The 25661-nt window shown below is 68.5% G+C and carries 28 protein-coding genes and 1 pseudogene; 10 read left to right on the forward strand and 19 right to left on the reverse strand.

What is annotated here, in order from left to right; all coding sequences use genetic code 11:
- Window position 1 precedes the first annotated feature (1 nt).
- On the reverse strand, window positions 2–1510 hold the full coding sequence (locus AC5Y5E_RS02535; RefSeq protein ID WP_499901406.1) for a long-chain-fatty-acid--CoA ligase: 1509 nt from the start codon (window positions 1508–1510) through the stop codon (window positions 2–4).
- Between the two features lie 142 nt (window positions 1511–1652).
- On the opposite strand from AC5Y5E_RS02535, the gene AC5Y5E_RS02540 reads away from it, so the two are divergent.
- A complete protein-coding gene (locus AC5Y5E_RS02540; RefSeq protein ID WP_499901407.1) occupies window positions 1653–2879 on the forward strand; it encodes a PucR family transcriptional regulator in 1227 nt (408 codons plus the stop codon).
- On the opposite strand, the gene AC5Y5E_RS02545 is transcribed toward AC5Y5E_RS02540, so the two are convergent.
- Complete coding sequence (locus tag AC5Y5E_RS02545; RefSeq protein WP_499901408.1) at window positions 2876–3457, reverse strand: HdeD family acid-resistance protein; 582 nt, start codon at window positions 3455–3457, stop codon at window positions 2876–2878. The genes AC5Y5E_RS02540 and AC5Y5E_RS02545 overlap by 4 nt on opposite strands.
- A 113-nt stretch (window positions 3458–3570) precedes the next feature.
- Here AC5Y5E_RS02545 and AC5Y5E_RS02550 point away from each other — a divergent pair, with 113 nt between their 5' ends.
- Window positions 3571–4989: a phytoene desaturase family protein gene (locus AC5Y5E_RS02550; protein WP_499901409.1), complete on the forward strand. Its 1419-nt coding sequence runs from the start codon at window positions 3571–3573 to the stop codon at window positions 4987–4989.
- Between the two features lie 48 nt (window positions 4990–5037).
- Window positions 5038–5268: a hypothetical protein gene (locus tag AC5Y5E_RS02555; protein WP_499901410.1), complete on the forward strand. Its 231-nt coding sequence runs from the start codon at window positions 5038–5040 to the stop codon at window positions 5266–5268.
- Between the two features lie 9 nt (window positions 5269–5277).
- On the opposite strand, the gene AC5Y5E_RS02560 is transcribed toward AC5Y5E_RS02555, so the two are convergent.
- The 3 genes from AC5Y5E_RS02560 to AC5Y5E_RS02570 are packed head-to-tail and all read right to left on the reverse strand — an operon-like array spanning window position 5278 to window position 8401.
- A complete protein-coding gene (locus AC5Y5E_RS02560; RefSeq protein ID WP_499901411.1) occupies window positions 5278–6144 on the reverse strand; it encodes a 3-hydroxyacyl-CoA dehydrogenase family protein in 867 nt (288 codons plus the stop codon).
- Complete coding sequence (locus AC5Y5E_RS02565; protein ID WP_499901412.1) at window positions 6141–7580, reverse strand: PE family protein; 1440 nt, start codon at window positions 7578–7580, stop codon at window positions 6141–6143. The genes AC5Y5E_RS02560 and AC5Y5E_RS02565 overlap by 4 nt, the downstream gene beginning before the upstream one ends.
- Before the next feature lie 53 nt (window positions 7581–7633).
- Window positions 7634–8401: an SOS response-associated peptidase gene (locus AC5Y5E_RS02570; RefSeq protein WP_499901413.1), complete on the reverse strand. Its 768-nt coding sequence runs from the start codon at window positions 8399–8401 to the stop codon at window positions 7634–7636.
- A 36-nt stretch (window positions 8402–8437) separates the two neighbouring features.
- Here AC5Y5E_RS02570 and aroA point away from each other — a divergent pair, with 36 nt between their 5' ends.
- The gene (gene aroA, locus AC5Y5E_RS02575; protein WP_499901414.1) at window positions 8438–9781 is read left to right on the forward strand and encodes a 3-phosphoshikimate 1-carboxyvinyltransferase; all 1344 of its coding nucleotides are present in this window, start codon (window positions 8438–8440) and stop codon (window positions 9779–9781) included.
- Window positions 9778–10758 (forward strand): ribosome small subunit-dependent GTPase A, encoded by a 981-nt coding sequence (gene rsgA, locus AC5Y5E_RS02580; RefSeq protein WP_499901415.1) that lies wholly within the window; start codon window positions 9778–9780, stop codon window positions 10756–10758. The genes aroA and rsgA overlap by 4 nt, the downstream gene beginning before the upstream one ends.
- A gap of 94 nt (window positions 10759–10852) precedes the next feature.
- On the opposite strand, the gene AC5Y5E_RS02585 is transcribed toward rsgA, so the two are convergent.
- Genes AC5Y5E_RS02585 through AC5Y5E_RS02595 form a run of 3 tightly spaced genes read right to left on the reverse strand, consistent with a single transcriptional unit; the run spans window position 10853 to window position 11946 of the window.
- Window positions 10853–11236, reverse strand: coding sequence for a type II toxin-antitoxin system death-on-curing family toxin (locus AC5Y5E_RS02585; RefSeq protein ID WP_499901416.1), 384 nt, complete (start codon window positions 11234–11236; stop codon window positions 10853–10855).
- Entirely contained in the window at window positions 11233–11439 is a 207-nt protein-coding gene (locus AC5Y5E_RS02590; RefSeq protein WP_499901417.1) for a CopG family transcriptional regulator, read from the reverse strand. The genes AC5Y5E_RS02585 and AC5Y5E_RS02590 overlap by 4 nt, the downstream gene beginning before the upstream one ends.
- A 33-nt stretch (window positions 11440–11472) precedes the next feature.
- Window positions 11473–11946, reverse strand: a complete 474-nt coding sequence (locus tag AC5Y5E_RS02595; protein WP_499901418.1) for a winged helix-turn-helix transcriptional regulator — start codon at window positions 11944–11946, stop codon at window positions 11473–11475.
- Window positions 11947–12040: 94 nt separating this feature from the next.
- Here AC5Y5E_RS02595 and AC5Y5E_RS02600 point away from each other — a divergent pair, with 94 nt between their 5' ends.
- From AC5Y5E_RS02600 to AC5Y5E_RS02615, 4 genes and pseudogenes are all read left to right on the forward strand, one after another.
- Window positions 12041–13222 carry a thiolase family protein gene (locus tag AC5Y5E_RS02600; protein WP_499901419.1) on the forward strand — a complete coding sequence of 394 codons (1182 nt, stop codon included), beginning with the start codon at window positions 12041–12043 and terminating at the stop codon, window positions 13220–13222.
- 4 nt (window positions 13223–13226) lie between these two features.
- Window positions 13227–13718: a DUF302 domain-containing protein gene (locus AC5Y5E_RS02605; protein ID WP_499901420.1), complete on the forward strand. Its 492-nt coding sequence runs from the start codon at window positions 13227–13229 to the stop codon at window positions 13716–13718.
- A 275-nt stretch (window positions 13719–13993) separates the two neighbouring features.
- Window positions 13994–14986 (forward strand): quinone oxidoreductase family protein, encoded by a 993-nt coding sequence (locus tag AC5Y5E_RS02610; RefSeq protein ID WP_499901421.1) that lies wholly within the window; start codon window positions 13994–13996, stop codon window positions 14984–14986.
- A gap of 313 nt (window positions 14987–15299) precedes the next feature.
- Window positions 15300–15449 (forward strand): annotated as a pseudogene (locus AC5Y5E_RS02615) (DUF302 domain-containing protein); the annotation flags it as partial.
- On the opposite strand, the gene AC5Y5E_RS02620 reads toward AC5Y5E_RS02615, so the two are convergent.
- The 10 genes from AC5Y5E_RS02620 to AC5Y5E_RS02665 form a co-directional block, all read right to left on the reverse strand.
- A complete protein-coding gene (locus AC5Y5E_RS02620) occupies window positions 15439–16410 on the reverse strand; it encodes a carbon-nitrogen hydrolase family protein (RefSeq protein ID WP_499901422.1) in 972 nt (323 codons plus the stop codon). The pseudogene AC5Y5E_RS02615 and the gene AC5Y5E_RS02620 sit on opposite strands and share 11 nt — an antisense overlap.
- Window positions 16411–16527: 117 nt before the next feature.
- Window positions 16528–16914 carry a hypothetical protein gene (locus AC5Y5E_RS02625; RefSeq protein ID WP_499901423.1) on the reverse strand — a complete coding sequence of 129 codons (387 nt, stop codon included), beginning with the start codon at window positions 16912–16914 and terminating at the stop codon, window positions 16528–16530.
- A gap of 49 nt (window positions 16915–16963) precedes the next feature.
- The gene (locus AC5Y5E_RS02630; RefSeq protein WP_499901424.1) at window positions 16964–17296 is read right to left on the reverse strand and encodes a DUF732 domain-containing protein; all 333 of its coding nucleotides are present in this window, start codon (window positions 17294–17296) and stop codon (window positions 16964–16966) included.
- Between the two features lie 88 nt (window positions 17297–17384).
- A complete protein-coding gene (locus AC5Y5E_RS02635) occupies window positions 17385–17921 on the reverse strand; it encodes a hypothetical protein (RefSeq protein ID WP_499901425.1) in 537 nt (178 codons plus the stop codon).
- Between the two features lie 36 nt (window positions 17922–17957).
- A complete protein-coding gene (locus tag AC5Y5E_RS02640) occupies window positions 17958–18338 on the reverse strand; it encodes a nuclear transport factor 2 family protein (RefSeq protein WP_499901426.1) in 381 nt (126 codons plus the stop codon).
- A gap of 30 nt (window positions 18339–18368) precedes the next feature.
- Window positions 18369–19649, reverse strand: a complete 1281-nt coding sequence (locus AC5Y5E_RS02645; protein ID WP_499901427.1) for a fatty acid desaturase family protein — start codon at window positions 19647–19649, stop codon at window positions 18369–18371.
- Window positions 19650–19736: 87 nt separating this feature from the next.
- Window positions 19737–20924: a ferredoxin reductase gene (locus AC5Y5E_RS02650; protein ID WP_499901854.1), complete on the reverse strand. Its 1188-nt coding sequence runs from the start codon at window positions 20922–20924 to the stop codon at window positions 19737–19739.
- 87 nt (window positions 20925–21011) lie between these two features.
- On the reverse strand, window positions 21012–21512 hold the full coding sequence (locus tag AC5Y5E_RS02655; RefSeq protein ID WP_499901428.1) for a DUF6912 family protein: 501 nt from the start codon (window positions 21510–21512) through the stop codon (window positions 21012–21014).
- Window positions 21509–22378, reverse strand: coding sequence for a polyphosphate kinase 2 (gene ppk2, locus AC5Y5E_RS02660; protein WP_499901429.1), 870 nt, complete (start codon window positions 22376–22378; stop codon window positions 21509–21511). The genes AC5Y5E_RS02655 and ppk2 overlap by 4 nt, the downstream gene beginning before the upstream one ends.
- A 44-nt stretch (window positions 22379–22422) precedes the next feature.
- Complete coding sequence (locus AC5Y5E_RS02665) at window positions 22423–23841, reverse strand: WS/DGAT/MGAT family O-acyltransferase (protein WP_499901430.1); 1419 nt, start codon at window positions 23839–23841, stop codon at window positions 22423–22425.
- 163 nt (window positions 23842–24004) lie between these two features.
- Here AC5Y5E_RS02665 and AC5Y5E_RS02670 point away from each other — a divergent pair, with 163 nt between their 5' ends.
- The gene (locus AC5Y5E_RS02670) at window positions 24005–24514 is read left to right on the forward strand and encodes an Rv3235 family protein (protein ID WP_499901431.1); all 510 of its coding nucleotides are present in this window, start codon (window positions 24005–24007) and stop codon (window positions 24512–24514) included.
- 4 nt (window positions 24515–24518) lie between these two features.
- On the opposite strand, the gene AC5Y5E_RS02675 is transcribed toward AC5Y5E_RS02670, so the two are convergent.
- Window positions 24519–25658 carry a cation:proton antiporter gene (locus AC5Y5E_RS02675; RefSeq protein ID WP_499901432.1) on the reverse strand — a complete coding sequence of 380 codons (1140 nt, stop codon included), beginning with the start codon at window positions 25656–25658 and terminating at the stop codon, window positions 24519–24521.
- Between the last annotated feature and the right edge of the window lie 3 nt (window positions 25659–25661).

Below are 25661 nucleotides of genomic sequence, written 5' to 3' on the forward strand. Positions count from 1 at the left end.
ATTATCGTGCGCTTTCGGTTGTCGGAGGGGTGATTTCGCGTTTCAGGACCTTTCCGGTCGGCCCCTTGGGCAGCGCGTCCACGAGCCACACCAGGCGCGGGTACTTGTACGCGGCGACCCGCGCCTTGACGTACCGGCGCAATTCTTCCGGAGTTGCGGCCGCGCCCTTCTTGAGCGCGACGGCGGCGCCGACGTCTTCGCCGAGCGAGTCGTGCGGGACGCCGATGACGGCGGCCTCGGCCACCGCCGGATGCTCGTAGAGCACCTCCTCGATCTCGCGCGGATAGACGTTGTATCCGCCGCGGATGATCATGTCCTTGGTGCGGTCGACGATGTAGAAATAGCCGTCCTCGTCGACGCGCCCGACGTCGCCCGTGTTGAGCCAGCCGTCGGCGGTGATCGTGGCCTTGGTGGCGTCCGGCAGGTTCCAGTAGCCCTTCATCACGTTGTGGCCGCGGATCTGAATCTCGCCCGCCTCCCCGCGCGGAACCTCGACCCCGTCCAGGTCGACCACCCGCATCTCGACGCCCTCGATCGGGGTGCCGATCGAACCCGCCTTGCGGGGCCGGTCGGGATGGTTGAACGCGGCCGCCGGGGAGCTCTCGGATAACCCGTACCCCTCGAGAACGGAGCAGCCGAAAGCCTCCTCGAAGTCGGTGAGCACCTGGACCGGCAGCGCGGCGCCGCCGGAGACGCAGGTCCGCAAGCTCCGGGTGGCGTCGGGTCGGGCCTCGTCGGCGACGCCGAGCAGCGCCGAATACATCGTCGGCACCCCTTGGAACACCGTCACCGCGTCGCGCTGAATGACCTCGAGCGCCTTGCGCGGCTCGAATCGGGGAATGAGGGTCAACGTCGCGCCGGCGAGGACGGCGCCGTTGAGCCCGCAGGTCAGGCCGAAGACGTGAAACAGCGGCAGGCAGCCCATCACCACGTCGTCGGGACCGATCTCGACCAGGGTGCGCACGCTGACCTCGGCGTTGCGACCCAGGTTGCCGTGAGTGAGCATGGCGCCCTTGGGCTTTCCGGTCGTTCCCGAGGTGTGCAGGATGACCGCGACGTCCTCGTCGCCACGCCGCGCCGGGGCGTGGGCGGGCAGGTCGGCGATCAGGGCGCCCAGCGCGGCGTCGTCGACGAGCACGCATTGCGCCCCGGTCTCGGCGGCGCCCGCGCTGGCCTCCTCGCCGAAGGCCGGCGTCGCGAACAACGCCTTGGCGGCGGTGTTGGACAGGTAGTAGGCCACCTCGCGGCGCTTGAGCAGGGGGTTCATCGGGACCGCGACGGCGCCGCGGTACATGATGCCGTAGAACACGATCGCGAACGCGGGTGTGTTGGGCAGCATCACGCCCACCCGGTCGCCGGGCTCGACTCCGGCCCGTTCCAGCAGCGTCGCGACCCGGGCCGCGGCGGCGTCGAATTCGGCGTAGCTGAACCGCAATTCGTCACACCGCAACGCCACCCGGTCCGGGTGACGGTCTTTCGACGCAACGAGATTGGCGCTCAACGCGGTCATGGGGTGCCTCCGGGACGTGGTTTCCTGCGTGCTTCAAGCGTGATCCGGCCGTCCCCGGCCCACAATGTTCGCGAAAACAACAACCGCGGCGGTTGGCTGTGACCGCTCACATTCACCGGCGCCCGGGCATAAGGTTTGCGATATGGGCGTGGCATCGAAAAGCCGCGGCGTCCGGCCCGGCGCGACGACAGTGGACCCCCACGTCGTCGAGCTCGGCAGGCTCATGCTGTCCCGGGCACCGGAACTGGGCCGGGCGATGGCGGACGTGCTGTGCCGCGACATCGACGCCTACCGGGACGGCACCGTCGTCACGACGGAGCAGGTGGCCGAAAGTTGCGTGGCGAACGTGACGTTCATATTCGACTCGCTCGCCGGTGCCGCCGACGTCGATGTTTCGCCCGCGGAGCGTACCGGCACCGAGCGCGCGCTCGCCGGCGTGCCGCTGCCGGCGGTGATGACCGCCTACCGGATCGGTTTTCGGTTCGTGTGGGAGGAGACCCTGTCCGCCGCCCGCGCCGCGGCAATACCGACCGACGCGGTCCTGGACGCCACCGCCCGGATCTTCTTCGCGCAGGACACGTTCACCCAGGCGATGGCCAATGCCTACCGTCAACAGCTGACCTCGCAGATCGTCGAGCGGGAGGAAGAACGATCGGCGTTGGTCGAAGCGCTGCTGGCGCACCGGATCACCGACAAGCAAAGCCTTTGGGAGGCAGCCGATCTGCTGCGGCTGCCCACCGCGGGACCCTACGTCGTGGTGGCGGCCGAGCTGCCCGCGATCGGGAAGCTGGGGTTGCCGGCGATCGAGAACAAGCTGTCCGCCCGCGACATCCGGTCCGCGTGGCGGCTCCTGCCCGACCTGCAGGTGGGCATCGTCCACCTTCGCGGGCCGGCGAATTCGACGACCGTGGAGCCCCTCGTCGAGGTGCTGCACGAGGCCGCGACGGCGCGAGTCGGCATCAGCCCGGCGTTTCGCGACCTGGCCGAGACCAGCGACGCGTTGCGCTTGGCCAGGGTCGCGGTGACCGGCAAGCCCTCCGGCGACTCGCTGATCTCCCTGTTCGATGACACCCCACTGGCCGTCGCGGCGGTCAGCGCGCCCGAAGTGATGGCGAGGATCAAGGCGCTGGTGCTCTCCCGCGTCGAGGAGCTGCCCGCCGAGGAACGCACCATCCTGATCGACACGTTCCGGGCCTGGGTCGAGGCGGGCGGCTCGGCCAACGACACCGCGACGCGGATCTTCTGCCACCCCAACACGGTGCGCCACCGGCTGCGCCGCATCGAGGAGCTGACGAGCCGATCCCTCTCGCGGCCAAGGGATCTCGCCGAGCTGTGCCTCGCGTTCGAGGTCGAGCGGCGACTGCCTTAGCCGACCAGGTGCTTCGCCCGGCTGCGAGTCTGGAACGCGGTGATGATGTCCATGACGCCGATGACGATCAACCACCAGCCGGCCACCAGGGTCAGGATCGCGATCGACCGGAGCGGCGAGACGATCATGACGGCGCCGCCGATCACGATGATCAGCCCGGTCAGCGCCTGCCAGGCGCGGCCCGGCATGTGGTCGAACGACAACGCCGCGGCGAGCAGCGTCATCCCGCGGAACAGCCAGCCGATGCCGATCCAGATGGCCAACAGCCAGACCGCCTCGAATTCTTCGCGGAAGCAGAAGAATCCCAGCACCAGCGAGACGACACCGGTGATGAATGTCAGAACTCTCATTGCCACTCCGGCGTGGGTGCCGAAGGCAGCAAACATGTATCCGATCCCGGACACCACCAGGTAGATGCCGAACAAGACACCCGCAACGAACAGTGTCTTGCCTGGCCAGACCAGCACGATGACGCCCAGCGCCACGGCGGCGAGGCCGATGAGCAGCAGCAGCTGCCACGCGCTGCGAGCAAGCTGCTTCAGTGGACCTTCAAAAACGGTCTGATCGGTATTCGTCATGTGAATATGATTCGCCCTCGTCGGCGTAAAGAAAATGTCTCTGGCGACACGATTCGGTATCGCGCACGGGTATCGCGAACAACGTCCACCCAAAATTCCTGTTGTATGGAGGCATGACAACCGCGCTGGTGGTGGGCGCCGGGCCCAACGGCCTGGCGGCCGCCGTTTGCCTGGCCGCCGAGGGCGTGCAGGTCACGCTGCTCGAGGCCGCCGACGAGGTGGGCGGCGGCACCCGCAGCGGCGAGGCGATCGTCCCGGGCCTGCTGCACGATCACTGCTCCGCGATCCACCCGATGGCCGTCGGCTCGAGCTTCCTGGGCCGCTTCGACATGGCGCGGTACGGGCTGAGGTGGCGCTGGCCCGAGATCGATTGTGTGCACCCCCTCGACGGCGGCGGCGCGGGCGTGCTGCACCGCTCGGTGGACCAGACCGCGGCAGGCCTGGGCCCCGACGGGCCGCGCTGGCGGCTCGCGTTCGGTTACTCCGCCGCCCGGTTCGACGCCCTGAGCGAGGACATCATGGGGCCGCTGCTGCGGGTCCCGCATCACCCGCTGATGCTGGCCCGGTTCGGCGCGCCCACGCTGCTTCCGGGATCGACGTTCGCCCGGCTGTTCCGCACCGACGAGGGCCGCGCGTTGTTCGGAGGCGTTGCGGCGCACACCTTTCGGCCGCTGCATTACCCGATGACCTCCGCCATCGCCCTGGGCCTGATCGCCGCGGGCCACCGGCACGGCTGGGCGGTGGCCGAAGGCGGATCGCAATCGATCGCCAACGCCCTGGCCGCGCTGCTGACCGACCTGGGCGCCAAGATCGAGACCGGCGTGCGGGTCAAGGCGGCCGCGCAGTTGCCGCCCACGGACATCACCATGTTCGACCTGGATCCGGGCGCGGTCGCCCGGATCCTGGGAGATCGCCTGCCGCGCCGCGTTTCCCGCGCCTTCAGCAGGTTTCGCCGCGGCCCAGGCGCGTTCAAGGTCGACTTCGCCGTGGAGGGCGGCGTGCCGTGGGCGAACCCCGACGCACGCCGGGCCGGCACCGTGCACCTGGCCGGGACCTACGCCGAGCTGGCCGCGACCGAGCGGGAGATCCACGCCGGCCGCATGCCCGAGCGGCCGTTCGTGCTGGTCGGTCAGCAGTATCTCGCCGATCCGCAACGCTCGGTGGGCGATACGCACCCGGTGTGGACCTACGCGCACGTCCCCAACGGCTACGCCGGCGACGCCACCGAGGCCATCGTCGCCCAGATCGAGCGATTCGCCCCCGGATTCAGCGAGCGCGTCGTCGGCCGCGCGGTTCGTTCGCCCGCCCAGATGGCGACCTTCAACCCCAACTACGACGGCGGCGACATCATGACCGGCGCCAAGGACATCCGCCAGCTGACGTTCGGCCCCCGAATCACGCTGTCGCCCTACACCATTGGCGTTCCCGGGATGTACATCTGCTCAGCGGCGACACCGCCGGGCCCCGGGGCGCACGGCATGTGCGGCGCCAACGCCGCCCAGCTCGCGCTGCGCACCCTTGTGCGAGCGTAGTCATATGACTACGCTCGTCGCATGCATCGAGCACGCTAGGAGGATGCGGTGAACAAGATTGTCGCAGTGGTCGTGCTGGCCTTTGCCGGGTTACTGACCACCGGCGTGGGCATCAGCAAGGCGGACACGATCCAGACCGAGGGCAGTTATCCGACCCGGGAGGCCTGCCAGGACGCCGGGCCGGGCGTCAAGGCCTCGACGCCGGGGAACTGGAACAACTTCTGGTGTGTCCCCGACCGCACGGCCGCCGGCCAGTGGCGCCTGGTGCTCAGCAACTGAAAAGCCAAGTCAATACTTGTAGAAACCCTCGCCGGTCTTGACGCCGAGCTTGCCGGCATCCACATAGGACGCCAGCAAGTCGCGCACGCTCTTCGGTAGGTGCGGAAACTCTGCGGCGTAATGGTTTTCGATGTCGAGCACCACATCGAGCCCCACCAGGTCCATCATCTGGAACGGCCCGGCCGGCACGCCCCAGTTCGCCTTGAACATCCCGTCGACGTCCTCCGGGCGGGCCACCCCCTCGGCGACCACGGCCAGCGACTCGCGCTTAATGGCCGCCCAGATGCGGTTGAAGATGAAGCCGGTGGACTCCTTGCGGGCCTCGAAGGGCGCAATGCCGAACTCCGGCAGCACGGCCAGCAGCGTGTCCAGCAGGCCGCGGTCGGTCTGGCCGTCCGACATCAGATCGACCGCGTTGAGCTCCGGTGGCATGTAGAAATGCATGTTGCACAAACGCGTTTTGTCGCGGACCTTTTCGGCCATCAGGCGCGACGGGTACGACGACGAGTTGGTCGCGAAGATCGTGCCCGGCGGCGCCGCCCGGTCGATCTCGCCCCACAGCGGGATCTTGATCTCGAGCTTCTCCGGGACGGATTCCACGACGAGCCAGGCGTCCTCGAGCGCCTCGTCGAGCGATCCGGCGCCCGTCGCGACGCCGGCTTCGCCAAAGCCCCTCTGCTGCAGCACCCTCGGCAGGGTTTCGTCCACATACCGGGTGGCCGCTTCCAGTTGCTCCGCACGCCGCGCGTGGATTCGCACGGTTCCACCGCGACTGGCGAACATCACCGCGATGCGCCGGCCCAGCGTTCCGGCCCCGACCACGGCCACCGGGCGGTTGCGAACGTCCTCGAATGTGTGGGTGTAGGCGCCGGTCACAGCACGATCCCGGCGGCGTTGCCGAGGATGATCTGCTGGCCGCCGGGGGGCAGGTAGCCGCCGGTGGGCCCGTAGACGCCGTAGATCGGGTCGGTGGGGCCCGCCCCGGCGTAGATGTCGTTGATCCAGCCCGTGGTCAGGGTGTACACCGCCGCGGTGTTGCCGGGCGGGGAGAACCTGGTCACCAGCTGGGCGACGAAGTCGACAAGGGGATGCCCGCCCACCATCGAGTCGACATGCGAGCCGTTGACGAGCTCGACCCCGACGAACTGCCCCGGGTACAGGCTGATCAGTTGGTTGGTGGTGGCGCCGAATGCGTTCCACGGCTGGGGCGGCGCGGCCACCACGTAGTCGGGAATGTGCAACGCCTGCAGGTTGGCCACCGCAGTCGCGAAGGCCGAGGAATCCATCGCGACCCCGTCGAACATCACCACGCCGAGGAGGTGGTTGCTGGCGGTGTTCGTCCCGAGGTCCGCGATGTAATCGCCGGCGGCGATCGTGGCGAGGCCACCGCCGGCGGAGTGTCCGGCCAGGATGAAATCCACCGGCAGCGTGCCCTGGTAGCCGGCGTGGTTCGCGCTGATGTTCAGCGCCGTCTCGCTGCCGAGGAACAGCGAGGCCACGCCCTGCTGCAGCTGCGGGCCGCCCAGCCAGGCGCCGAACGGCAACGGAAGCGACGGCACGGTGGGCACCACCACGATGCTGTCGGTCTGCTGGGCCAGCTGCATGGCCAGCGGGTCGTAGAACCACCCGATCGCCCCGAAGCCGTGCTGCAGGTAGATGACGCCGTTGGCGTGCACCGAGCCGTCGGCCTGGGTCGGGAAGTACCAGTGCGCGGGGGCGGGGAGGCTGAGCTGACCGAGCGGAATTCCGAAGATCGAGGCCTCGCCGAGCGGGATCTGCAGGAAGGCGAACCCCGTCTTGACCCCGGTCACCCCGTTGGTGGTCGGCGCGGTGGTCACCGCCCCGCCGGTGGGGGTCGTGGCAAGCAGCGTGCCCGCCTGACCGGTGCCGGTGCCGGTGGTGCCGCCGAACAGCGGGTGCCCGAGCAACCGTTCGATGGGCGCCAAGACCCCCAGGCTCTCGACCTGTTGCTCCAGCGCCTGCAGCGGCGGCACGTTCGCGGCCTCGGTGGCCGCGTACGCGGCGCCGGCCGCGCTCAACGCCCGCACGAACTGGGTTTGCAATGCCAGCGTCCGCGCGGTCAGCGTCTGAAATTCCGTGGCGCAGCTGCCGAAAACGTTCGCGACGGCCGCCGAAACCTCATCGCCGGCCGCGGCGACAACCCCCGTCGTCGACGGCGCCGCCCCGGCGGCGGCCGCCTTGATCGCGTCCGCGATCCCGGTCAGGCCCTCCGACGCTTCGCCAAGGGCCACGGGCGCGGCGATCACGTACGACGACATGGTGGCTCCCATCTCCAGCACCGCCAGGCTCAAGATGCTAGCCAGGTTGGCCCCGGCTTCGGGCGCGATCCGACAATCGGGGCGCGCTAGAGCAGCTTCATCTGCTCCGACTGCTCTTCGACCGGCTCGAGCAGCTGCGGCCCGTTGTTGCGCACGCTGTTGACCAGCGTCGACACCTCGCGCATGCGGATGTCCCGCACGTCGGGCGCGCGGGTGAGCAGCTCCTCGTCGACCGGGGCGTCCGGGTCCAGCCAGCGGTCCCAGTCGCGTTCGGGCAGCGCCAGCGGCATCCGGTCGTGGATCTCCGCCAGCTCGCCGGGCGCGTCGGTGGTGATGATCGTGCAACTCAGCAGCGGCGCGCCGTCCTGCTGGTCCTTGGGCTTCCACACCGACCACAAGCCCGCCATGAACAGCGGCTCGCCGTCCTCGCGGTACATGAAGAACGGCGTCTTGCGCGACTTCTTGCCGTCGCGGTCGGGGTTGACGCGCCATTCGTAGTAGCCGTCCATCGGGATCAGGCAGCGCTTCGACTTGGCGCTGGAGCGGAAGGCGGGCGAGTTGGTGACCTTGTCGGCGCGCGCGTTGATCAGCAGCGGGCCCTTGCCCTCCGGCGCCCCGTCGGGACCGGCCTTGACCCAGGGCGGGATCAGGCCCCACCGCATCAGCCGGACGCGCCGGGTGGGGTCGTCGTCGGGCTCGGTGTGCCGGGTGACCACGGTCGCGATGGTCGCGGTGGGGGCGACGTTGTAGTTGGGCTCGCCCGCGCGTTCAGACGTGCCGGTCGCCTCGTCGATCGCCTTGATCTTCTCGGCCAGCTTGGCCGGATCGGTCGTCACGGCAAAACGTCCGCACATAACACCCATGGTGCCCGGTACGGCAGGATGAAGCACGTGAGCTCGTGGACGGCCCCCCAGGCGACCGGACCGGTGCGCGCGACCGTCACGGTTCCGGGCTCGAAGTCGCAGACCAACCGGGCGCTGGTGCTGGCGGGGCTGGCGGCCGCGCAGGGGCAAGGCACCTCGACCCTCAACGGGGCGTTACGCAGCCGCGACACCGACCTGATGATCGGGGCGCTGCGCACCCTGGGCCTGCGCGTCGACGGGCCCGGCTCCGAGCTGACCGTCGGCGGCGGGATCGCGCCGGCGCCGGGCGCCACGGTGGATTGCGGCCTGGCGGGCACGGTCCTGCGGTTCGTGCCGCCGCTGGCGGCGCTGGCCGATTCGGTGGTCGAGTTCGACGGCGACGAGCAGGCCCGCGCCCGGCCCATCGCGCCGCTGCTGGACGCCCTGCGCGGCCTGGGCGTGAAGATCGACGGCAGCGGTCTGCCGTTTCGGGTCCACGGCGGCGGGTCGGTGGCGGGTGGCACCGTGGCCATCGACGCCTCGGCGTCCTCGCAGTTCGTTTCGGGCCTGCTGCTGTCCGCGGCGTCGTTCACGCAGGGCCTGACCGTCCAGCACACCGGGTCCGCGGTGCCGTCCGCACCGCACATCGCGATGACGATCGTGATGCTGCGGCAGGCCGGGGTCGACGTCGACGACTCCGTCCCCAACCGCTGGCGGGTGCGCGCCGGCGCGGTCGCGGCCCGGCACTGGGAGGTCGAACCCGACCTGACCAACGCCGTCCCGTTCCTGGCGGCGGCCGTGGTCAGCGGCGGAACGGTGCGCATCACCGGCTGGCCGGCGACCAGCGTGCAACCCGCCGGCGACATCCTGAGTGTCCTGGGCCAGCTCAATGCCGTTGTGACGCAAACCGATTCGTATCTCGAGGTGAGCGGGCCGGCCGGGTACGCCGGCTTTGACGTCGACCTGCGCGCGGTCGGGGAGCTGACGCCGTCGGTGGCGGCGCTGGCCGCGCTGGCCACCCCCGGGTCGGTGTCCCGGCTGTCGGGCATCGCCCATCTGCGCGGGCACGAGACCGATCGGCTGGCCGCGCTGAGCGCCGAGATCAACCGCCTCGGCGGCGACTGCGCCGAGACGCCCGACGGCCTGGTGATCACCGCGAAGCCGCTGCACGCCGGCACCTGGCGCGCCTACGCCGACCACCGGATGGCGATGGCCGGCGCGATCGTCGGGCTGCGGGTCCCCGGGGTGGCGGTGGACGACATCGGCTCCACCGGCAAGACGCTGCCGGAGTTTCCGCGGTTGTGGGCCGACATGCTGGAGCCCGGTGACGATGCGGGCCGCATCAGCGGCCCGAGGAGGAGGCGGGCAATCGAGCCGGAGCCCGGCGTTTGAAGCCCGGCGACTACGACGAGTCCGACGTCAAGGTCCGCTCCGGCAGGGGCTCGCGACCGCGAACGAAGACCCGTCCGGAGCACGCCGACGCCGAGGCCGCCATGGTGGTCAGCGTCGACCGCGGGCGCTGGGGGTGCGTGCTGGGCGGCCGGCCCGACCGCCGGGTCACGGCCATGCGGGCGCGCGAGCTGGGCCGCACCCCGATCGTCGTCGGCGACGACGTCGACCTGGTCGGCGACCTGTCCGGGCGGACGGACACCCTGGCCCGCATCGTGCGCCGCGGCGAGCGGCGAACGGTGTTGCGGCGCACCGCCGATGACACCGACCCCACCGAACGCGTGGTGGTCGCCAACGCCGACCAGCTGCTGATCGTCGTCGCGCTGGCCGACCCGCCGCCGCGCACCGGGCTGGTCGACCGGGCGCTGATCGCCGCCTACGCCGGCGGCCTGACGCCGATCCTGTGCCTGACCAAGACCGACCTCGCCCCGCCGGGGCCGTTCGCCGAGCACTTCGTGGACCTGGACCTGACGGTGGTCGCCGCCGGCGTCGACGATCCGCTGCTGGCGGTGGCCGGGCTGATCGCCGGGAAGATCACCGTGCTGCTCGGGCATTCCGGCGTCGGCAAGTCGACCCTGGTGAATCGCCTTGTGCCGGAAGCGGACCGGGCCGTCGGCGCGGTCACCGAGATCGGCCGGGGCCGGCACACGTCGACCCAGTCGGTCGCCCTGCCACTGGAAGGCTCCGGCTGGGTGATCGACACCCCGGGAATCCGCTCGTTCGGGCTGGCCCACATCCGGCCCGACGACGTGCTGGACGCCTTCTCGGACCTGGCCGAGGCGATCGACGACTGCTCCCGCGGCTGCGGACACATGGGCCCGCCGGCCGACCCGGAATGCGCGCTGGACGCGCTGTCCGGCCCGGCCGCGCGCCGCGTGGCCGCGGCCCGGCGGCTGTTGGCCGTGCTCAGGGAGACCTGACAAGCACGGCGAGCGCGCGCGTTGGTACGCCGACACGCCGCGCGGGCCGTACATTTGCGCGCCCTCGCGGCGCTGCGCGATGTTTAGGCCTGGCTCAATCCTCGGTGTAGCTCCACGCGCGTAGTTGATCGGCGATCTTGTCCAGATCGGCGAGCGCACCCATGGCCACCTCGATGACGAAATCAAAGCGGTCATCCTCGGGCGCGCGGATCCACTCGCCATTGATCGCGAGGAACGTCCGGCAGGCCGTCCACGCCAGTCGTTTGTTTCCATCCACCAGCGCGTGATTCCGCGCCAGCGAGTGCAGTAGCGCGGCCGCCTTGTGGTGCAGGTCTGGATAGGCGTCCTGGCCGAACACCGATGCGCGCGGTCGTGCCAGCGCCGATTCGAGCAACCCGTAATCGCCGACCGCGACGGCCGGACCGACGGCCGCGCGCGCGATGTCGAGCAGGTCGTCGAGGTCCAGATACTCGGTCACGCGTCCTTAAGGCGCTCCAGCACCCCTGCTTCCTCGCGGACCACTCGCTCCAGGGCCGCGGCAACGCCGGCCTTGTGCGTCCGCCGCGCGATGTATTCGTCGATGGCCGACAACGCGACGGCCTGCATCGACCGCCCCTCGGCGGCGGCCTGCTTGCGCAAGGCTTCCGTCTGCTCATCGCTGGTGCGCAGGGTCATTCCCATGACCGAATGATACCAGAGTGATACCACATGGTCTCAGCCGGACTTGGCCAGCCGCATGCCCAGCTCGCCCGGCGGCACCAGATGCCCCTCGGTGCAGCGGATTTCGACGCTCACCTCGGCGCCGCAGCCCACGTGCGTGAGCCGCAGCCGGTTGCGGCCCGGCAGATGGCGCCGGCCCCACTCGAACATCGCCCAAACCACCGGCATGAAGTCGACCCCCGCGTCGGTCAGCACGTACTCCTCGCGGCCGCGCTGCCCGGGTTCGCGGTAGGGCCGCCGCTCCAGCAGGCCCAAGTCGACGAGTTCGGTCAGCCGCGCCGACGTGGCCGCCTTGGTGATGCCGACCCGGCGGGCGAAGTCGTCGAACCGGGTGGTGCCGTAGTAGGCCTCGCGCATGATCAGCATCGCGGACTTGGTGCCGACCACCGCCATGGTCTTCTCGATCGCGCATTCACCGACGGGCGACCACTTCTCCCGGTCCGCCAGCGCGCCCTGCAGGAATGTCACGCAGATCACCTCCCAGTCTGGGTTGATTTTAGTGTACCTAGATGTTTACCTGGGTACAGCTGGTGATACCCAGCTTCGGACTCGAGGAGGAGCCATGGTTCAAGGTCGCGACGCCGTCATCGTTGGTGCCGTGCGCACCCCGATCGGCAAGGGCAAGGCCAGCGGCGCGCTGCACGACGTGCTGCCCGCCGACCTGCTGGCCCACAGCCTGCGTGAACTGGTGGCCCGCACGGGCGTCGACCCGGAGCGCGTCGACGACGTCATCGCCGGCGCCGTCACCCAGGTCGGCGACCAGGCCGTCAACATCGCGCGCAACGCGCTGCTCGGCGCCGGATTCCCGGAGTCGGTCCCCGGTGTCACCATCGACCGCCAGTGCGGCAGCAGCCAGCAGGCCATCAGCTTCGCCGCCCAGGGCGTGATCGCCGGCGCGTATGACCTCGTCGTCGCCGGTGGGGTGGAATCGATGGGCCGGGTACCGATGGGCACCCAGGTGCTGCCCGGCAGCAACCCGTTCGGCGCGGGCATGGACGCGCGCTACCCCGACGGGCTCGTCCCGCAGGGCATCAGCGCCGAGCTGATCGCGGCCAAGTGGGGCTTCTCGCGCACCCAGCTCGACGAGTTCTCCGCCGGCAGCCACGACAAGGCCGCCCGGGCCACCAAGGACGGGCTCTTCGACAACGAGCTGATCCCGATCGCCGGGCTGACGACCGACGAGATCATCCGGCCCGGCACTACGGTCGAGACGCTGGCCGCCCTGCAGCCGGCGTTCTACAGCGACGCGATGAAAGAGCGCTTCCCGCAGATCAATTGGGAGATCACGCCCGGCAACTCCTCGCCGCTGTCCGACGGCAGCGCGGCGGTGCTGATCACCAGCAGCGAGGTCGCCAAGAAGCTGGGCCTGCGCCCGCTGGCGCGGATCCACACCACGACGGTGGTGGGCTCCGACCCGCTGTACATGCTGACCGGGGTCATCCCCGCAACCGAGAAGGTGTTGCAGCGCGCCGGGCTGACGCTGGCCGACATCGACCTGTTCGAGGTGAACGAGGCGTTCGCGCCCGTCGTCCTGGCCTGGGCGCACGACACCGGCGCCGACCTGGCCACGACCAACGTCAACGGCGGCGCCATCGCGATCGGCCACCCGCTGGGGGCCAGCGGCGCGCGCCTGATGACCACCCTGGTCAACGCGCTCGAGCAGCGCGGTGGCCGGTACGGGCTGCAGACGATGTGCGAGGGCGGCGGGATGGCCAACGCCACGATCATCGAGCGGTTGGGTTAGGCCGATGACCGAAATCAAGTTCGACGGCATAAGGGTCCGCTATCTGAGCACCAAGGGTGTGGACGAGCTCCTAGCCGCGCTACTGGCCGACATCGGCGACAAACCGGTGCCCATCAACGAGATCGCCAAGACCCATGACGACTGGGAGTCATATCGGCAAGAGGTCGAAAAATACGTCGGACCAAGCGGATTCATGTTGTTCGGGTTGTTCGACCACGGTGCATGGATCGCGAAGGCCGGCATCGACCGAAAGGTGTTACGCGTCATCCTCGGCAACCCGCTGATCGCGATCACGATGCTGCGCCACGACGCGAGCGCGGGCCTGTTCGCCCCGGTCGAGCTGCTGATCCTCGATGAGGGGGCCGGCTCCAGCCTGACCTATGTCAAGCCGTCATCGCTGATGGTGGTCGAACCCAACGCCGAATTACTGAGCGCGGCAGAAGAACTCGACGCCAAGCTGGCCGCCCTGGCCGCCAACGTGACCGGCGGCTCGTGACGCAACTTGCTCAGCGCGGCGGTGGTTGCAGGAAATGCTGTAGGCGCGCTGCGGACGATTGATGTCGGGAGATCCAGTAGGTAAGTACTCTTTCGCTATGCACCGCAACAACGCTCAGGAACTCGACACACGCCGCCGTGCCGAAAGCAATAGGCATGGCACGTTGCACCCTCATACCTGAGGCGCCCGCAGCACGGACACCGGACTCGACTCATTCGACAGCGTCGTCGTCATGCTTACTGTGGTCACGAATAGCCGCAAGGGAGAAGGCAGTTATGAAAGCGTGGCTGTGGGATGGACATGCAGGGATAGATCATCTGGCCCTGACTGCCGTGCCTGATCCGGTCCCAAGAGAAGGCGAAGTGGTCATGCAAGTCCACTACGCCGGCTTAAATCCGGCCGACCAGATGATGGCAGAGAGGCGGTACCCATATCCGGTGCACCCTCCCGCACCGCACGTGCTGGGGCGGGATGGCGTCGGGGAAGTAATCAAAGTCGGTAAAGGCGTCGAGGATGTGCAGGTGGGCGACCAGCGCGTTCTCCTGCGCAGTGATGTCGGGCTGCTCCGCTGGGGCATGTTTGCCCAGCAAGTGTCGATACCGGCAGTTAACTTAGCGGAGATCCCCACAGGTTGGACCGAAGAGCAGTCGTCGGGCGCCGCCGTGGTTTATCTATCGGCGTACCGTGCGCTCACCATGTGGGAGCCGCTCAAGCCGAACTCAGTGGTGCTGGTCACCGGCGCATCAGGAGGGGTCGGAGTTGCGGCTGTTCAATTGGCGGCGGCGATGGGCCACACGGTCGTGGCGCTCTCGCGCAGCGACGAAAAGCAACGACACCTCAAGGAACTCGGCGCAACGTTCACATTCAACCCTGAAGACCCGCAGTGGCGAGCTGGTGTCAAGGACGCCCTGAATGGCGGCGGGGTGAACCTGGCAGTCGACACGATCGGGGGCATGCTGCTTCCTGAAGTCATCGATACGATGGGCGATTCGGGAAGACTCAGCTTGGTAGGAGAACTCGGAGGCCCGATGCCCAACTTTTACACGGGCACGCTCTTTTCCCGCTGGCTGCGAATTGGCGCAATGGCTCTCAGCTACTACACACCGGAGCAACACCGCGCCGGCTGGCACGACCTCTTGGGCATATTGGCCCGCTCGGGAGCGCGGCCATTGGTCGACCGTGTGTTTCCGTTCGAACAGTTGCCGCAAGCCTTCGAACGCCTAGCTGACGGCCCGATGGGGAAAGTGGTGATCAAGGTAAAGCCCTGAGGCTGAATCACGTGGAACGTATGGGTCCTGGCGGATTCGAGAACCGTTGCGCAGCTTGACCAAACAGGTCGACGTGAGACGGCACCGCGGCCAATGCTCAACCACGTTTCCCGCAAGGACACACCCTCGCATTGCGAGGGCTGATCGTGAGCCAAAACCCGTACTTCGATCCCGCCGACGAAGTTCCGCCGAGATTTGCGGAGCAGTGGTTCGCCCGATATGAACGCAGCGACGATGTATCACGTTGGTACGGCAGCAGAGCAGGGTTTGGCGGCCCACGTACCTGACGCGCGGGGCGTCCTGGCCGAAGGGCATGCTGCGCCACGACGAGAGCGCCGGCAGCAGCCTGACCTACGTCGAGCCGTCGTCGCTGATGGTCGTCGAACCCAACGCCGAATTTCTCAGCGCGGCCGAGAAGGTGACCGACGAGACGGTGAATTTGAAGCTCGAGTTCACCGAGTGAACATGCCGCGGACGTAGGGCAGCGTGGTCGACAAGTAGTACTGGTGGCCGGTCTCGAGGTCACGTTCCCATTGGCGATAAACCGCTTCGGGAAAATCGGCGATCCAGAAGCTGTCTGGTATCGCTTCCGGCTCATTCGCCACGGGACCGAGCGTGACGTCAGCGGTGATGACGCCTTCGCCTTCTTCGCGGGACATCCGCGCGAGAATGCGGCCGTTACCGTCGACGATTTGAGCCTCGCCCAGGTAACGAGAAGGATAGCTCTCGCCCGAATCGGGCCAGGACTGCCCCACAAACCGTCCCGCGTGCGCGGCGTGAACCACCGGCACGCCAAGCATTCTGGCGAATCGACTCGGCGCGGCTTTCATCACTTCAAGGCCGAACTCGGCCGAAGGGCCATCCGATTGGTCGCTGTCCTTTCCGCCCCACCATCCCGAACCGCCCGCCACGATGTCGACCTTTCCCTTCAACCGCGTCGCCGTCCTGGATCGGATGAACTCCCAACACAGCGCGGCGCCTATGGTGCCCTGGAGGGTGTGCAGAACGCCGTCATCGTCTCCGCCGATGTAATAGCAGTTCTCCCAGAAGGTTGGGGCATCCTTGTCGTGCCGGTGGGTGCTTCCGTCCGGCAGCGCCAAAACAAAGGTGTTATAGACGTGGCGGTCGCGCCACGCCAGAAACGAGCCGCCGACAACGGCGTCGCCTTCGCGCGCCAAGTCCACGAGCAACTGGGCCGGCGGGCCGTCGACCGCCCGAGTCGTCGACGCCATGTGAGGAAAGAATGCATTGCCGGAGGCAAAGAACTCCGGCAGGATGACCAAGTTTGCGCCGCGTTCGAAAGCCGCCCGCACGAGGCGTCGCGCCATCGCCAGGTTGGCGTCGACATTGCCCAATTCGGCGAGCATCTGAATCGCCGCGACACGAATCGTCGGCGAGGTCACGGCGGCCTCATCGTTCGCCATCGCCCGGATATTACCCGTGCGGCAAGCCCCCGAACAGGGAAAAGGCCTGCCGGGCGGGCCTGCATCGCAGGAACTCTGGGTCCGGACGCGAACCCGAGTCGAACCTACCTGCGCCCCTTACGGAGTGCCCTGCCAATGTTTGGCAAGCGGGGTGCCGGAAAACTTTTCGAGCATCAGACGGGAGAAGGACAGCAACGCACTGCGAGGCCGGTGGTTCACCACGACTTGCTGCGTCTGCCCCGCGGCGTTGAAGGTGACCCAGACGATTACGTTGGTTCGCACGCCGCGGATCTCGGTCGTGTAGTCCTCGACGAAGCCGTAGTCGCCAGCGGGTCCGGCGAAATTGAACTCCTGGTCGTCGTACACGTCGCGGGCGGTCACCACGATTGAGCGAACGTCTTCCGCGCCGTGGGCGCTCCCGTCCATTGCCGCGGCTTCCAAGGTGACGTCCTCGGCGAGGTTGTCCAGCCATACCGGGTAATAGGGCTTGCCCATATAGGTCACGGGTGCGCCTCCCTCGAAACCCGGTCGGCCAGCCGGACGCTGCGCTCGCTCAGTCGAACTTGCTGGAGTACTGCGGGCAGTAAACGCCGGTCGCCGCACCCATGATCTTGGCCAGCGAGGTGTCCTGCAACTGCGGGAGCCCCTGTTTCGCATCGGCGAAGGTCTGCTCGAACGTGAACCCGTGCGACCAGTCCGTGCAAACGGCGTGCCCGATCTGGACCATCGTCTGGTCCGCGCTGCTGGGCCAGGTGATTCCCTTGTCCTTCAGCGTTTGCAGGTACGCGTCATCCATTGAGTCGGCACTCGCGATCGCGGCGGTGAAGACGGCGATACCGCCCAAGACGGCAGCGAGCGGGGCGGTCAACCGTGCGGCCTTCTTCATTCGTTGACTCCTCGGTGTGGCCCCCCTGGTGCCTACGCGGCAGCAAATAGATTATCTGGATCCAGCTGCCTCGCAAATCGCGAGGGGTCTACAGCCAGCCGGTGCGGGCGGCGGCGACGGGCTCGGCGGGGGCGGGGGCCAGCGTCCCGTCCCGCACGCCGTCGAGCATCCGTTTCACCGCGGCGACGATCTCCGGGGCCGCCGCGACCAGCCCGGCCAGATCGGCCTCGCTGACGTCATCCAGCGCGACGCCCGCCCGTTCCAGCACCGCGGCCGGGTCGGCCAGCTGGCCGGCCAGCCAGGCCACCGGGTCGGCCGACAGTTCGGGGACGAAGTGCCGGCGCCCCGGCTCCCAGCCGTCGAACCGCGGATGGTGATGGGCCCGGTCCAGCGTCCCGGGCGGGCTCTCGGTGGACCCGAAGAGGTCCACCCGCCACACCGGGCGGGTAAAGGCGATCGGGACGCCCGCGTAGATCGATCCCTGCGGCTCGTCCTTGTCGATCAGGCGAAGTTCGAGCCTGACCCCCCGCTCCGGGGTTTCCTGTCCGGCCAGCGGGGTCGGGTCGACGAAATACATGTCCCCGACGACCACACCGAGGTTTTCGAATCCGAATGCAGCGAGCATCGCGTGCCTTTCCCTATGCCCCTTCGAGCGTAGCGGTCATTCGATGCGTTCGGCCCACTGAGCCCGGGACGGCCCCGGCTCGAATGGTTCGCCGAAGTACTGGGTCTCGTGGACCACCTCGCCACCCTCGAATTCCATGCTGCTCACAACGTAATTCGGTTGCCCGTCATACGTCAGGACGAGTTCGCTGATCCACAGATCATCGCCGCCAAGCACGCGCCGCACGGTGAAGCGTTTCGCGTTCGGCTGGGCCTCGCGCGACGCCTGGATGCCGGCCCGCCCCCGGATCCGTTCGCCCGATTGCGGATACTCGAGAACCGCATCGGCCCGGTAGATTTCGTGCTCCGCCATGAAGTCGTTGGCATCGGAGGCCGCCCAATGACGCCGCAGGGCAGCCCGTACGTCCTCGTCAGCCATGGCCATCCCTCCTCGGAGAGAAACCAAACTCTACGCGGCCAGGTCGCCCGTGCGCCCCTGCTTCAGCTGCTTCTTCGCGCGCCGCCAATCCCGCACGGTGGCGATGGCGGTCTTCAGGCCGCGGCGGCGTCCGGTGGCCGGATCGGTGCCGGCGAAACCGGGCTCCAATTCGGCGAACATCCGCTCGCTGCGCGTCTCCGGCGCGTTGTCGGCGTCGTCGCGCAGGTACTTGTTCGGCAGCGACAGCTTGGCCAGCGTGCGCCACGTCTTGCCGTACTGCACCAGGAAAGAGCCTGTGGTGTAAGGCAAGTCGTACTTGTCGCACAGCGCGCGCACCCGCACCGAGATCTCGTGCAGCCGGTTGCTCGGCAGGTCCGGATACAGGTGGTGCTCGATCTGATGGCACAGGTTGCCGCTCATGAACCGCAGCGCCGGGCCGGCCTCGAAGTTGGCGCTGCCCAGCATCTGGCGCAGGTACCACTGACCCTTGGTTTCGCCGATCATGTCGGTCTTGGTGAATTTCTCGGCGCCATCGGGGAAGTGGCCGCAGAAGATGACGGCGTTGGCCCACACGTTGCGGATGATGTTGGCGACCGCGTTGGCCGTCACCGTGGAGCGGTAGGTCGCGCCGGGCGACAGCGCGGTCAGAGCCGGGAACGCGACGTAGTCCTTGACGACCTGCCGGCCGGCCTTGGCCAGGAACTCGTCGATCCGCTGGCGGGCGTCGTCGTTGTCCATCCGCTTCTTGACGATCTTGCCGAGCTCCACGTGCTGCAGTCCGACGCCCCATTCGAAGAGGAGCGCGAGCATGGTGTTGTAGAACAGGTTGAAGATGTTGAAGCGCTTCCAGCGCTGATCCCGGGTGACGCGCAACAGGCCGTAGCCGACGTCGTCGTCCATCCCGAGGATGTTGGTGTACTTGTGGTGCACGAAGTTGTGGGTGTAGCGCCAGTGCTTGGACGACCCGCTCATGTCCCACTCCCACGTCGAGGAGTGGATCTCCGGGTCGTTCATCCAGTCCCACTGGCCGTGCATGACGTTGTGGCCGATCTCCATGTTCTCGACGATCTTGGCCACGCCCAGCGTGACAGTGCCCGCCCACCAGGCCGAGCGGCGCGAGCTGGCGGCCAACAGCAGCCGCCCGGCCACCTCGAGCGCGCGCTGCGCGGCGATGGTGCGGCGGATGTAGCGCGCGTCGCGCGCCCCCCGAGAGTCTTCGATGTCCTGGCGGATGGCGTCCAGCTCAACGGCCAGGTTCTCGATGTCAGCGTCCGTCAGATGGGCGAATACGTCGACGTCTGTGATTGCCACTCGTCGTCATCTCCCTACGGTCGTCTTGTCGGTGCAATACCTACGCTATCGTAACCTACGAATCCGTAGGTTACCTTTGAGTAGCCTTTAGATGTCGAGCACACAATCGCCGGACGCGGCCGACACACAGGTCTGAATCCGGGTTCCGGGATCGTGTTCGGCGCCGGTTCGCAGATCGCGCACGTGGCCTTCCACCAGGCTTACCACGCAGGACTGGCAGATGCCCATCCTGCAGCCGAAGGGCATCTGCACACCCACGCCCTCGCCGGCGTCCATCAACGATGTCGCCGCGTCGGCCGCGACCTCCCGCCCGCTGCGCGCGAACGTGACGGTCCCCCCGGCCCCGGCGGGTGCGGCCTTGGTCACCGCGAACCGCTCCAGGTGCAGCCGGTCGCCGATGCCCGCCGACGACCACACCTTCTGCGCCTGAGTGAGCATGCCCTCCGGCCCGCACGCCCAGGTCTGACGCTCGCGCCAGTCCGGAACCTGCTGGTCCAGCGAGGAGAGGTCGAGCCGGCCCTGAGTGCGGGTTTCGCGGACCTGCAAGCGGTAGCCCGGCTGGTTGGCGGCCAGGGCGGCCAGCTCGGCGCGGAACATCACGTCCGATTCGGTGGGCGCCGAATGCAGGTGCGTGACGTCGCCAATCTGGTTGCGGCGCACCAACGTTCGCAGCATCGACATCACCGGCGTGATCCCGGACCCGGCGGTCAGAAACAGGATCGACGGCGGCGCCGGGTCGGGCAGGACGAAGTTGCCCTGCGGCGCGGCCAGCCGCACGATGGTCCCGGGCTCGACGCCGGCCACCAGGTGGGTGGACAGGAACCCTTCGGGCATCGCCTTGACGGTGATGGTCACCGTGCGCGGCGAGCCGGAGGTCTCGGCCGGGCTCGAGGTCAGCGAGTAGGACCGCCACCGCCAGCGCCCGTCGACCAGCAGCCCGATCCCGATGTACTGGCCCGGCTGGTAGTCGAAGCTGAACCCCCAGCCCGGTTTGATCACCAGGGTCGCGGAGTCTTCGGTTTCGCGGCGGACCTCGAGGACGCGGCCCCGCAATTCGCGCGCGGACCACAGCGGGTTGGCCAGATGCAGGTAGTCGTCGGGCAACAGCGGGGTGGTGATGCGGGCGGCGAGCTTGCGCAGCGCGTGCCAGCCGGGGTGCCGCTCGGCGCCGGCCACCACGGGTCGCTTGGTGTCGACGACGTTGCCCCGGATCGATGGGTTACGTCTGCCCAGCGGAAGCTCCTGCTCACTAGCCGGCGTCTGGCTTACGCCCAACATTGTCGCCGATTCTGTGCGCTTCACGAAACCTACGGTACCGTAACCTACGGTGTCGTAGCTAGCGCGAATTCCTCACATTCGACGTCAGAGCAGGTCAAGCAGGAACGGCAATTCCTGATTCGCGTACCAGGCGAGGTCGTGATCCAGCGCGTCCCCGACGGTCAGCTCGGCGTCCTCGTCGCCCAGGTCGGCGGCGTCGATGATCTCGATGGCCCGGATGACGTCCGGCTCGGCGGCGGCGTTGTCGATGTAGGCGGCCACCACCTCGTCCATCGTGACGGGCGCGGCGAGCCGGACCACGGCGTCGTCGAGATCGGGGCGGTACGTGGCGTCGGAGACCTCGGCGGCCAGCACCGCGCGCCGCGGCGGCAGGCCGGCGTCCACGCCGCCCGCGAGCAGCCGCAGCGACGCCAGCGCCGCCTCGCGCAGCGCCACGTCGGCGAGCTCGTCGTCGTCGCCCTCCGCGTAGGCCTCCCGCAAGGTCGGCGTGACCGCGAACGCGGTGCCGTTGACCGGCCACAGGGAGCCGTCGGCGACGAGCCGCTGCAGCATCTCGAGCGTGGCCGGGATGTAGACCTGGATCATTGGCTCCCGACCAACGTGGCCGCATAGTCGTCGACGTAGTTCGACAGCTCGCGCGGCGGGCGCTGGTAATTCTCGGCCGCCACCGGCTCCTTGGGCAGCTTGACCTTGGGCCGGCCCACGTCGTAGTACTCGATCGTCGACAGCAGATGCGCCATCATGTTCAGCCGCGCGTGCTTCTTGACGTCGGATTCCACTATGTACCAAGGGCTTACCGGAGTGTCGGTGTGGACCATCATCTCGTCCTTGGCACGCGAGTAGTCCTCCCACCGATACAGCGACTCCATGTCCATGGGGCTGAGTTTCCATTGGCGGACAGGGTCATTCAGGCGCGCTTTGAACCGGCGCAACTGCTCGACCTCGGACACGGAGAACCAATACTTGCGCAACAGGATCCCGTCGTCGATCAGCATCTGCTCGAAGATGGGCGTCTGCCGCAAGAAAAGCACATACTCCTGCGGTGTGCAGAATCCCATCACCCTTTCCACGCCCGCGCGGTTGTACCACGACCGGTCGAACAGCACGATTTCGCCCCGGGCGGGCAGGTGCGCGATGTAGCGCTGGTAGTACCACTGACCCTTTTCCCGGTCGCTCGGCGCGGGCAACGCCGCTATCCGGGCGACGCGCGGGTTCAGGTATTCGGTGATCCGTTTGATCGTGCCGCCCTTGCCAGCCCCGTCCCGGCCCTCGAAAATGATCACGACGCGCGCGCCGACGTGCCGCACCCACTCCTGCAATTTCACGAATTCCGTTTGCAGCCGGAATATTTCGGTTCGGTAGACATCGTCGGGGATTTTGCGCACGGTCGCGGTGCTCGATTTCTTCGCGCTCGCCTTCGCCGACGCCCCGTCATTTGTCGCGGTGCTCACAAGAACGAATCATAGAACCAGGCACCGATTTTCACCCCGACTAATCAGCGGGAAGCTTCGAGAAGTTCCTCGAGCGATTGGCTCAACAGCCCGGGCAGCAGGTGGACGTCGCTCATCGCCTCGCGGTCGGCGTTGATCCCGAAATACAGCATGCCGTTATAGGACGTCACGCTGATCGCCAGCGCCTGATTGTGCAGCAGCGGTGGGACGGCGTAGGTCTCCAGCAGTTTGGTGCCGGCGATGTACATCTGCGACTGGGCGCCCGGGGCGTTGGTGATCAGCAGATTGAACGTCCGCTTGGAAAAGCTCGGGAAGCCGGTCGCGACCCGGATGCCCATGGCGTGCAGGGTCGGTGGCGCGAATCCCGACAGGGTGACGATGGTGCGGGCGTCGACCAGGCTGCCGGCGGTCGGGTTGGATTCGGTGGCGTGGGCGATCTGCGACAGCCGCACCACCGGGTTCGCCTCCCCCACCGGCAGATCCACCAGGAACGGCGTGACCTGACTGATCGTCTGGCCCGGGCCGGTCGAGTCGAGGCCGTCGTCGGCGTAGACCGACAGCGGCGCCATCGCGCGGACCGTCGCGGTCGGTGACACCGCCACCCCGCGGGACAGCAGCCAATTGCCCAGCGCGCCGGCCACCACGGCGAGCACCACGTCGTTGATGTCGCAGTCGTAGCGCGCGCGCACGGCGCGGTAGTCCTCGAGGTTGCCGCGCGCGACCGTGAACCTGCGGTGCCGCGACACGGTCGCGTTCAGCGGGCTGCTGGGCGCGGTGCCCCGCGCCACCGCGCGCGCGATGTCGACGGCGCGGCGGCCGGCTTCGAGCAGCTCGCCGTAGTTCGTCACCAACCCGGCCACCGCCGACCCGACGGCCTGCAGCTGCGTGCCCGGCCCCGCCATCCAGTCGCCGACCGCGCCCAACACCAACCGCGTGTTGCCGGGGTCGCGTTCCGGTATCCAGATGTCTTCGGGGAACGGCGGCGGCCGGCGCGTCCGGTCGGCGATGACGTGGCCGATCTCCACCGCCGTCATGCCGTTGATCAGCGCCTGGTGGGACTTGGTGTACAGCGCGATCCGGTTCTTGGCCAGGCCCTCGACCAGGTACATCTCCCACAGCGGCCGCGACTTGTCCAACGGCCGCGCGGCCAGCCGCGCGACCAGCTCGTGCAGCTGCTCGTCGCTTCCCGGGGACGGCAGGGCCGAGCGCCGCACGTGATAGGTGATGTCGAAGTCGCTGTCGTCGAGCCACACCGGCCTGGCCGTGCCGATCCGCACCTGCCGAACCTTTTGCCGGTAGCGCGGTATCTGGGGCAGCCGCTGTTCGATGGTGGCCAGCAGCGTCTCGTAGCTCAGCCCGGCGCGCGGACGCTGCAGGATGGACAGTGACCCCACGTACATCGGGGTGGCCGTGTTCTCCAGCCGATAGAAGGACGCGTCCGTCGGGGACAACCGGGTCACCATTACGGCGCGTCCCTCCTGGTCAATTCGTCCTCGGTTCCTTGGGTGAACGGATGTACCCGCTCACGGTAATCGAGCGGATACGCGCCGGCCCGACCTGTGCCATGATGACCACTTACCAGCCCGTCTGCCACTCTCCAGCAGGCCTATCCATGGAGAGTGCGCGTTGACCGTTTTCGCCGTGACACCCGTCGTCGACTACGAGCCGCCCAGGCGCGATGTCCCCAAATGCTGGCAGCCGCCCCATGCGACGCCGCGCCGCCGCGCGCGTGCGCCCCGCCGGCCCTCGGCCGGGCAGCCGGCCGGGCCGCCGGGACCGTCCGCGCCCATGCGCCAGGCGGCCGCCTTCGCCGATGCCGCGCTGCGCCGGGTGCTCGAGGTCGTCGACCGCCGCCGTCCCGCCGCGCAGCTGCGCCCGATGCTGGCACCCGGCCTGGTGGACTCAGTGGTCGCGATCGGCGGTTCGGCGGGCGCCCGCGGGCGCGGACGGGACGGGGCGGCGGTGCTGCGCCGGTTGCGGCTGCAACCCTCCGGGCGCCGCGACCCGGAGGCCGCGGCCGAGGTGTTCGGGTCCTACAGCCGCGGGGACCGGATCCACGCCATCGCCTGCCGCGTGGAACGGGTCCCGTCCGGCGCCGGGACGCGCTGGCTGATGGTGGCCCTGCACATCGGGTGACGCGTCAGCCGGCCGCGCGGCCACCCGCGTACCGGGCCAGCACCGGGCCCACGATCGCCATGACGAACACATACGACGTCGCCAGCGCCGCGACCACGGGGATCGAGGTGCCGACCAGGCCGATGATGATCAGCGAGAACTCGCCCCTGGCGATGAGCGCGGCGCCCGCGCGCAGCTGCCCGCGCCGCGCGACGCCGTCGCGCCGGGCGGCGAGCATCCCGGTGGCCACCTTGGTCGCCGCGGTGACGGCGGCCAGGACCAGCGCCACGGGGAGCATCGGAAGGAGCTCGTGCGGGTCCACCGAGAGGCCGATCGCCAGGAAGAAGATGGCGGCGAACAGGTCGCGCAGCGGTCCCAGCACCTGCCGGGCCCGGTCGGCCGTCGCACCCGTCAGGGTCAGGCCCACCAGGAAGGCGCCGACGGCGGCCGAGGCGTGCAGGACCTCGGCCACCGCCGCCACCATCAGGGTGATGCCCAGGACCCGCAGCAACAGCTGCTCGGAATCGGGGTGTTCGACCAGCCGGCCGACGTGGTGCCCCCAGCGGTAGGAGGCGGCGAACGCGGCCAGCAGCGCGCCCACCGCGGCGACCATGCCGACGACCGCGTGCACCCAGCCCCCGCCGGACGCCAGCACCGCGAACAGCGGCAGGTAGGCCGCCATCGCGAAATCCTCGAGCACCAGCACCGAGAGCACCGCCGGCGTTTCCCGGTTGCCGAGCCGGCCCAGGTCGACCAGCACGCGCGCGATGACGCCCGACGACGAGATGTAGGTGACCCCGGCCAGGGCCAGGATCGCGACGCCGTCCAGCCCCAGCAGCCAGCCGGCCACCGCGCCGGGCGTGGCGTTGAGGACGACGTCGACCGCGGCCGACGGCAGGTGGTGTCGCAGGCTGCTGGCGAATTCGGTCGCCGAGAATTCCAGGCCCAGCGTCAGCAGCAACAGCACGACGCCGATGGGCGCGGCCGTCGCGATGAACTCGCCGGCCGCGGCGACGGGCAGCAGCCCGCCCTTGCCCAGCGAGAGCCCTGCCAACAGGTAGACCGGGATGGGCGACAGCGCGAAACGCCTTGCGAGGGCACCCAATACGGCGAGTGTGGCCAGGAGGGCGCCGAGTTGAAACAGTAGCGCCCCCGAAACCTGCATCGG

The organism is Mycobacterium sp. NGS54, from assembly GCF_059812465.1.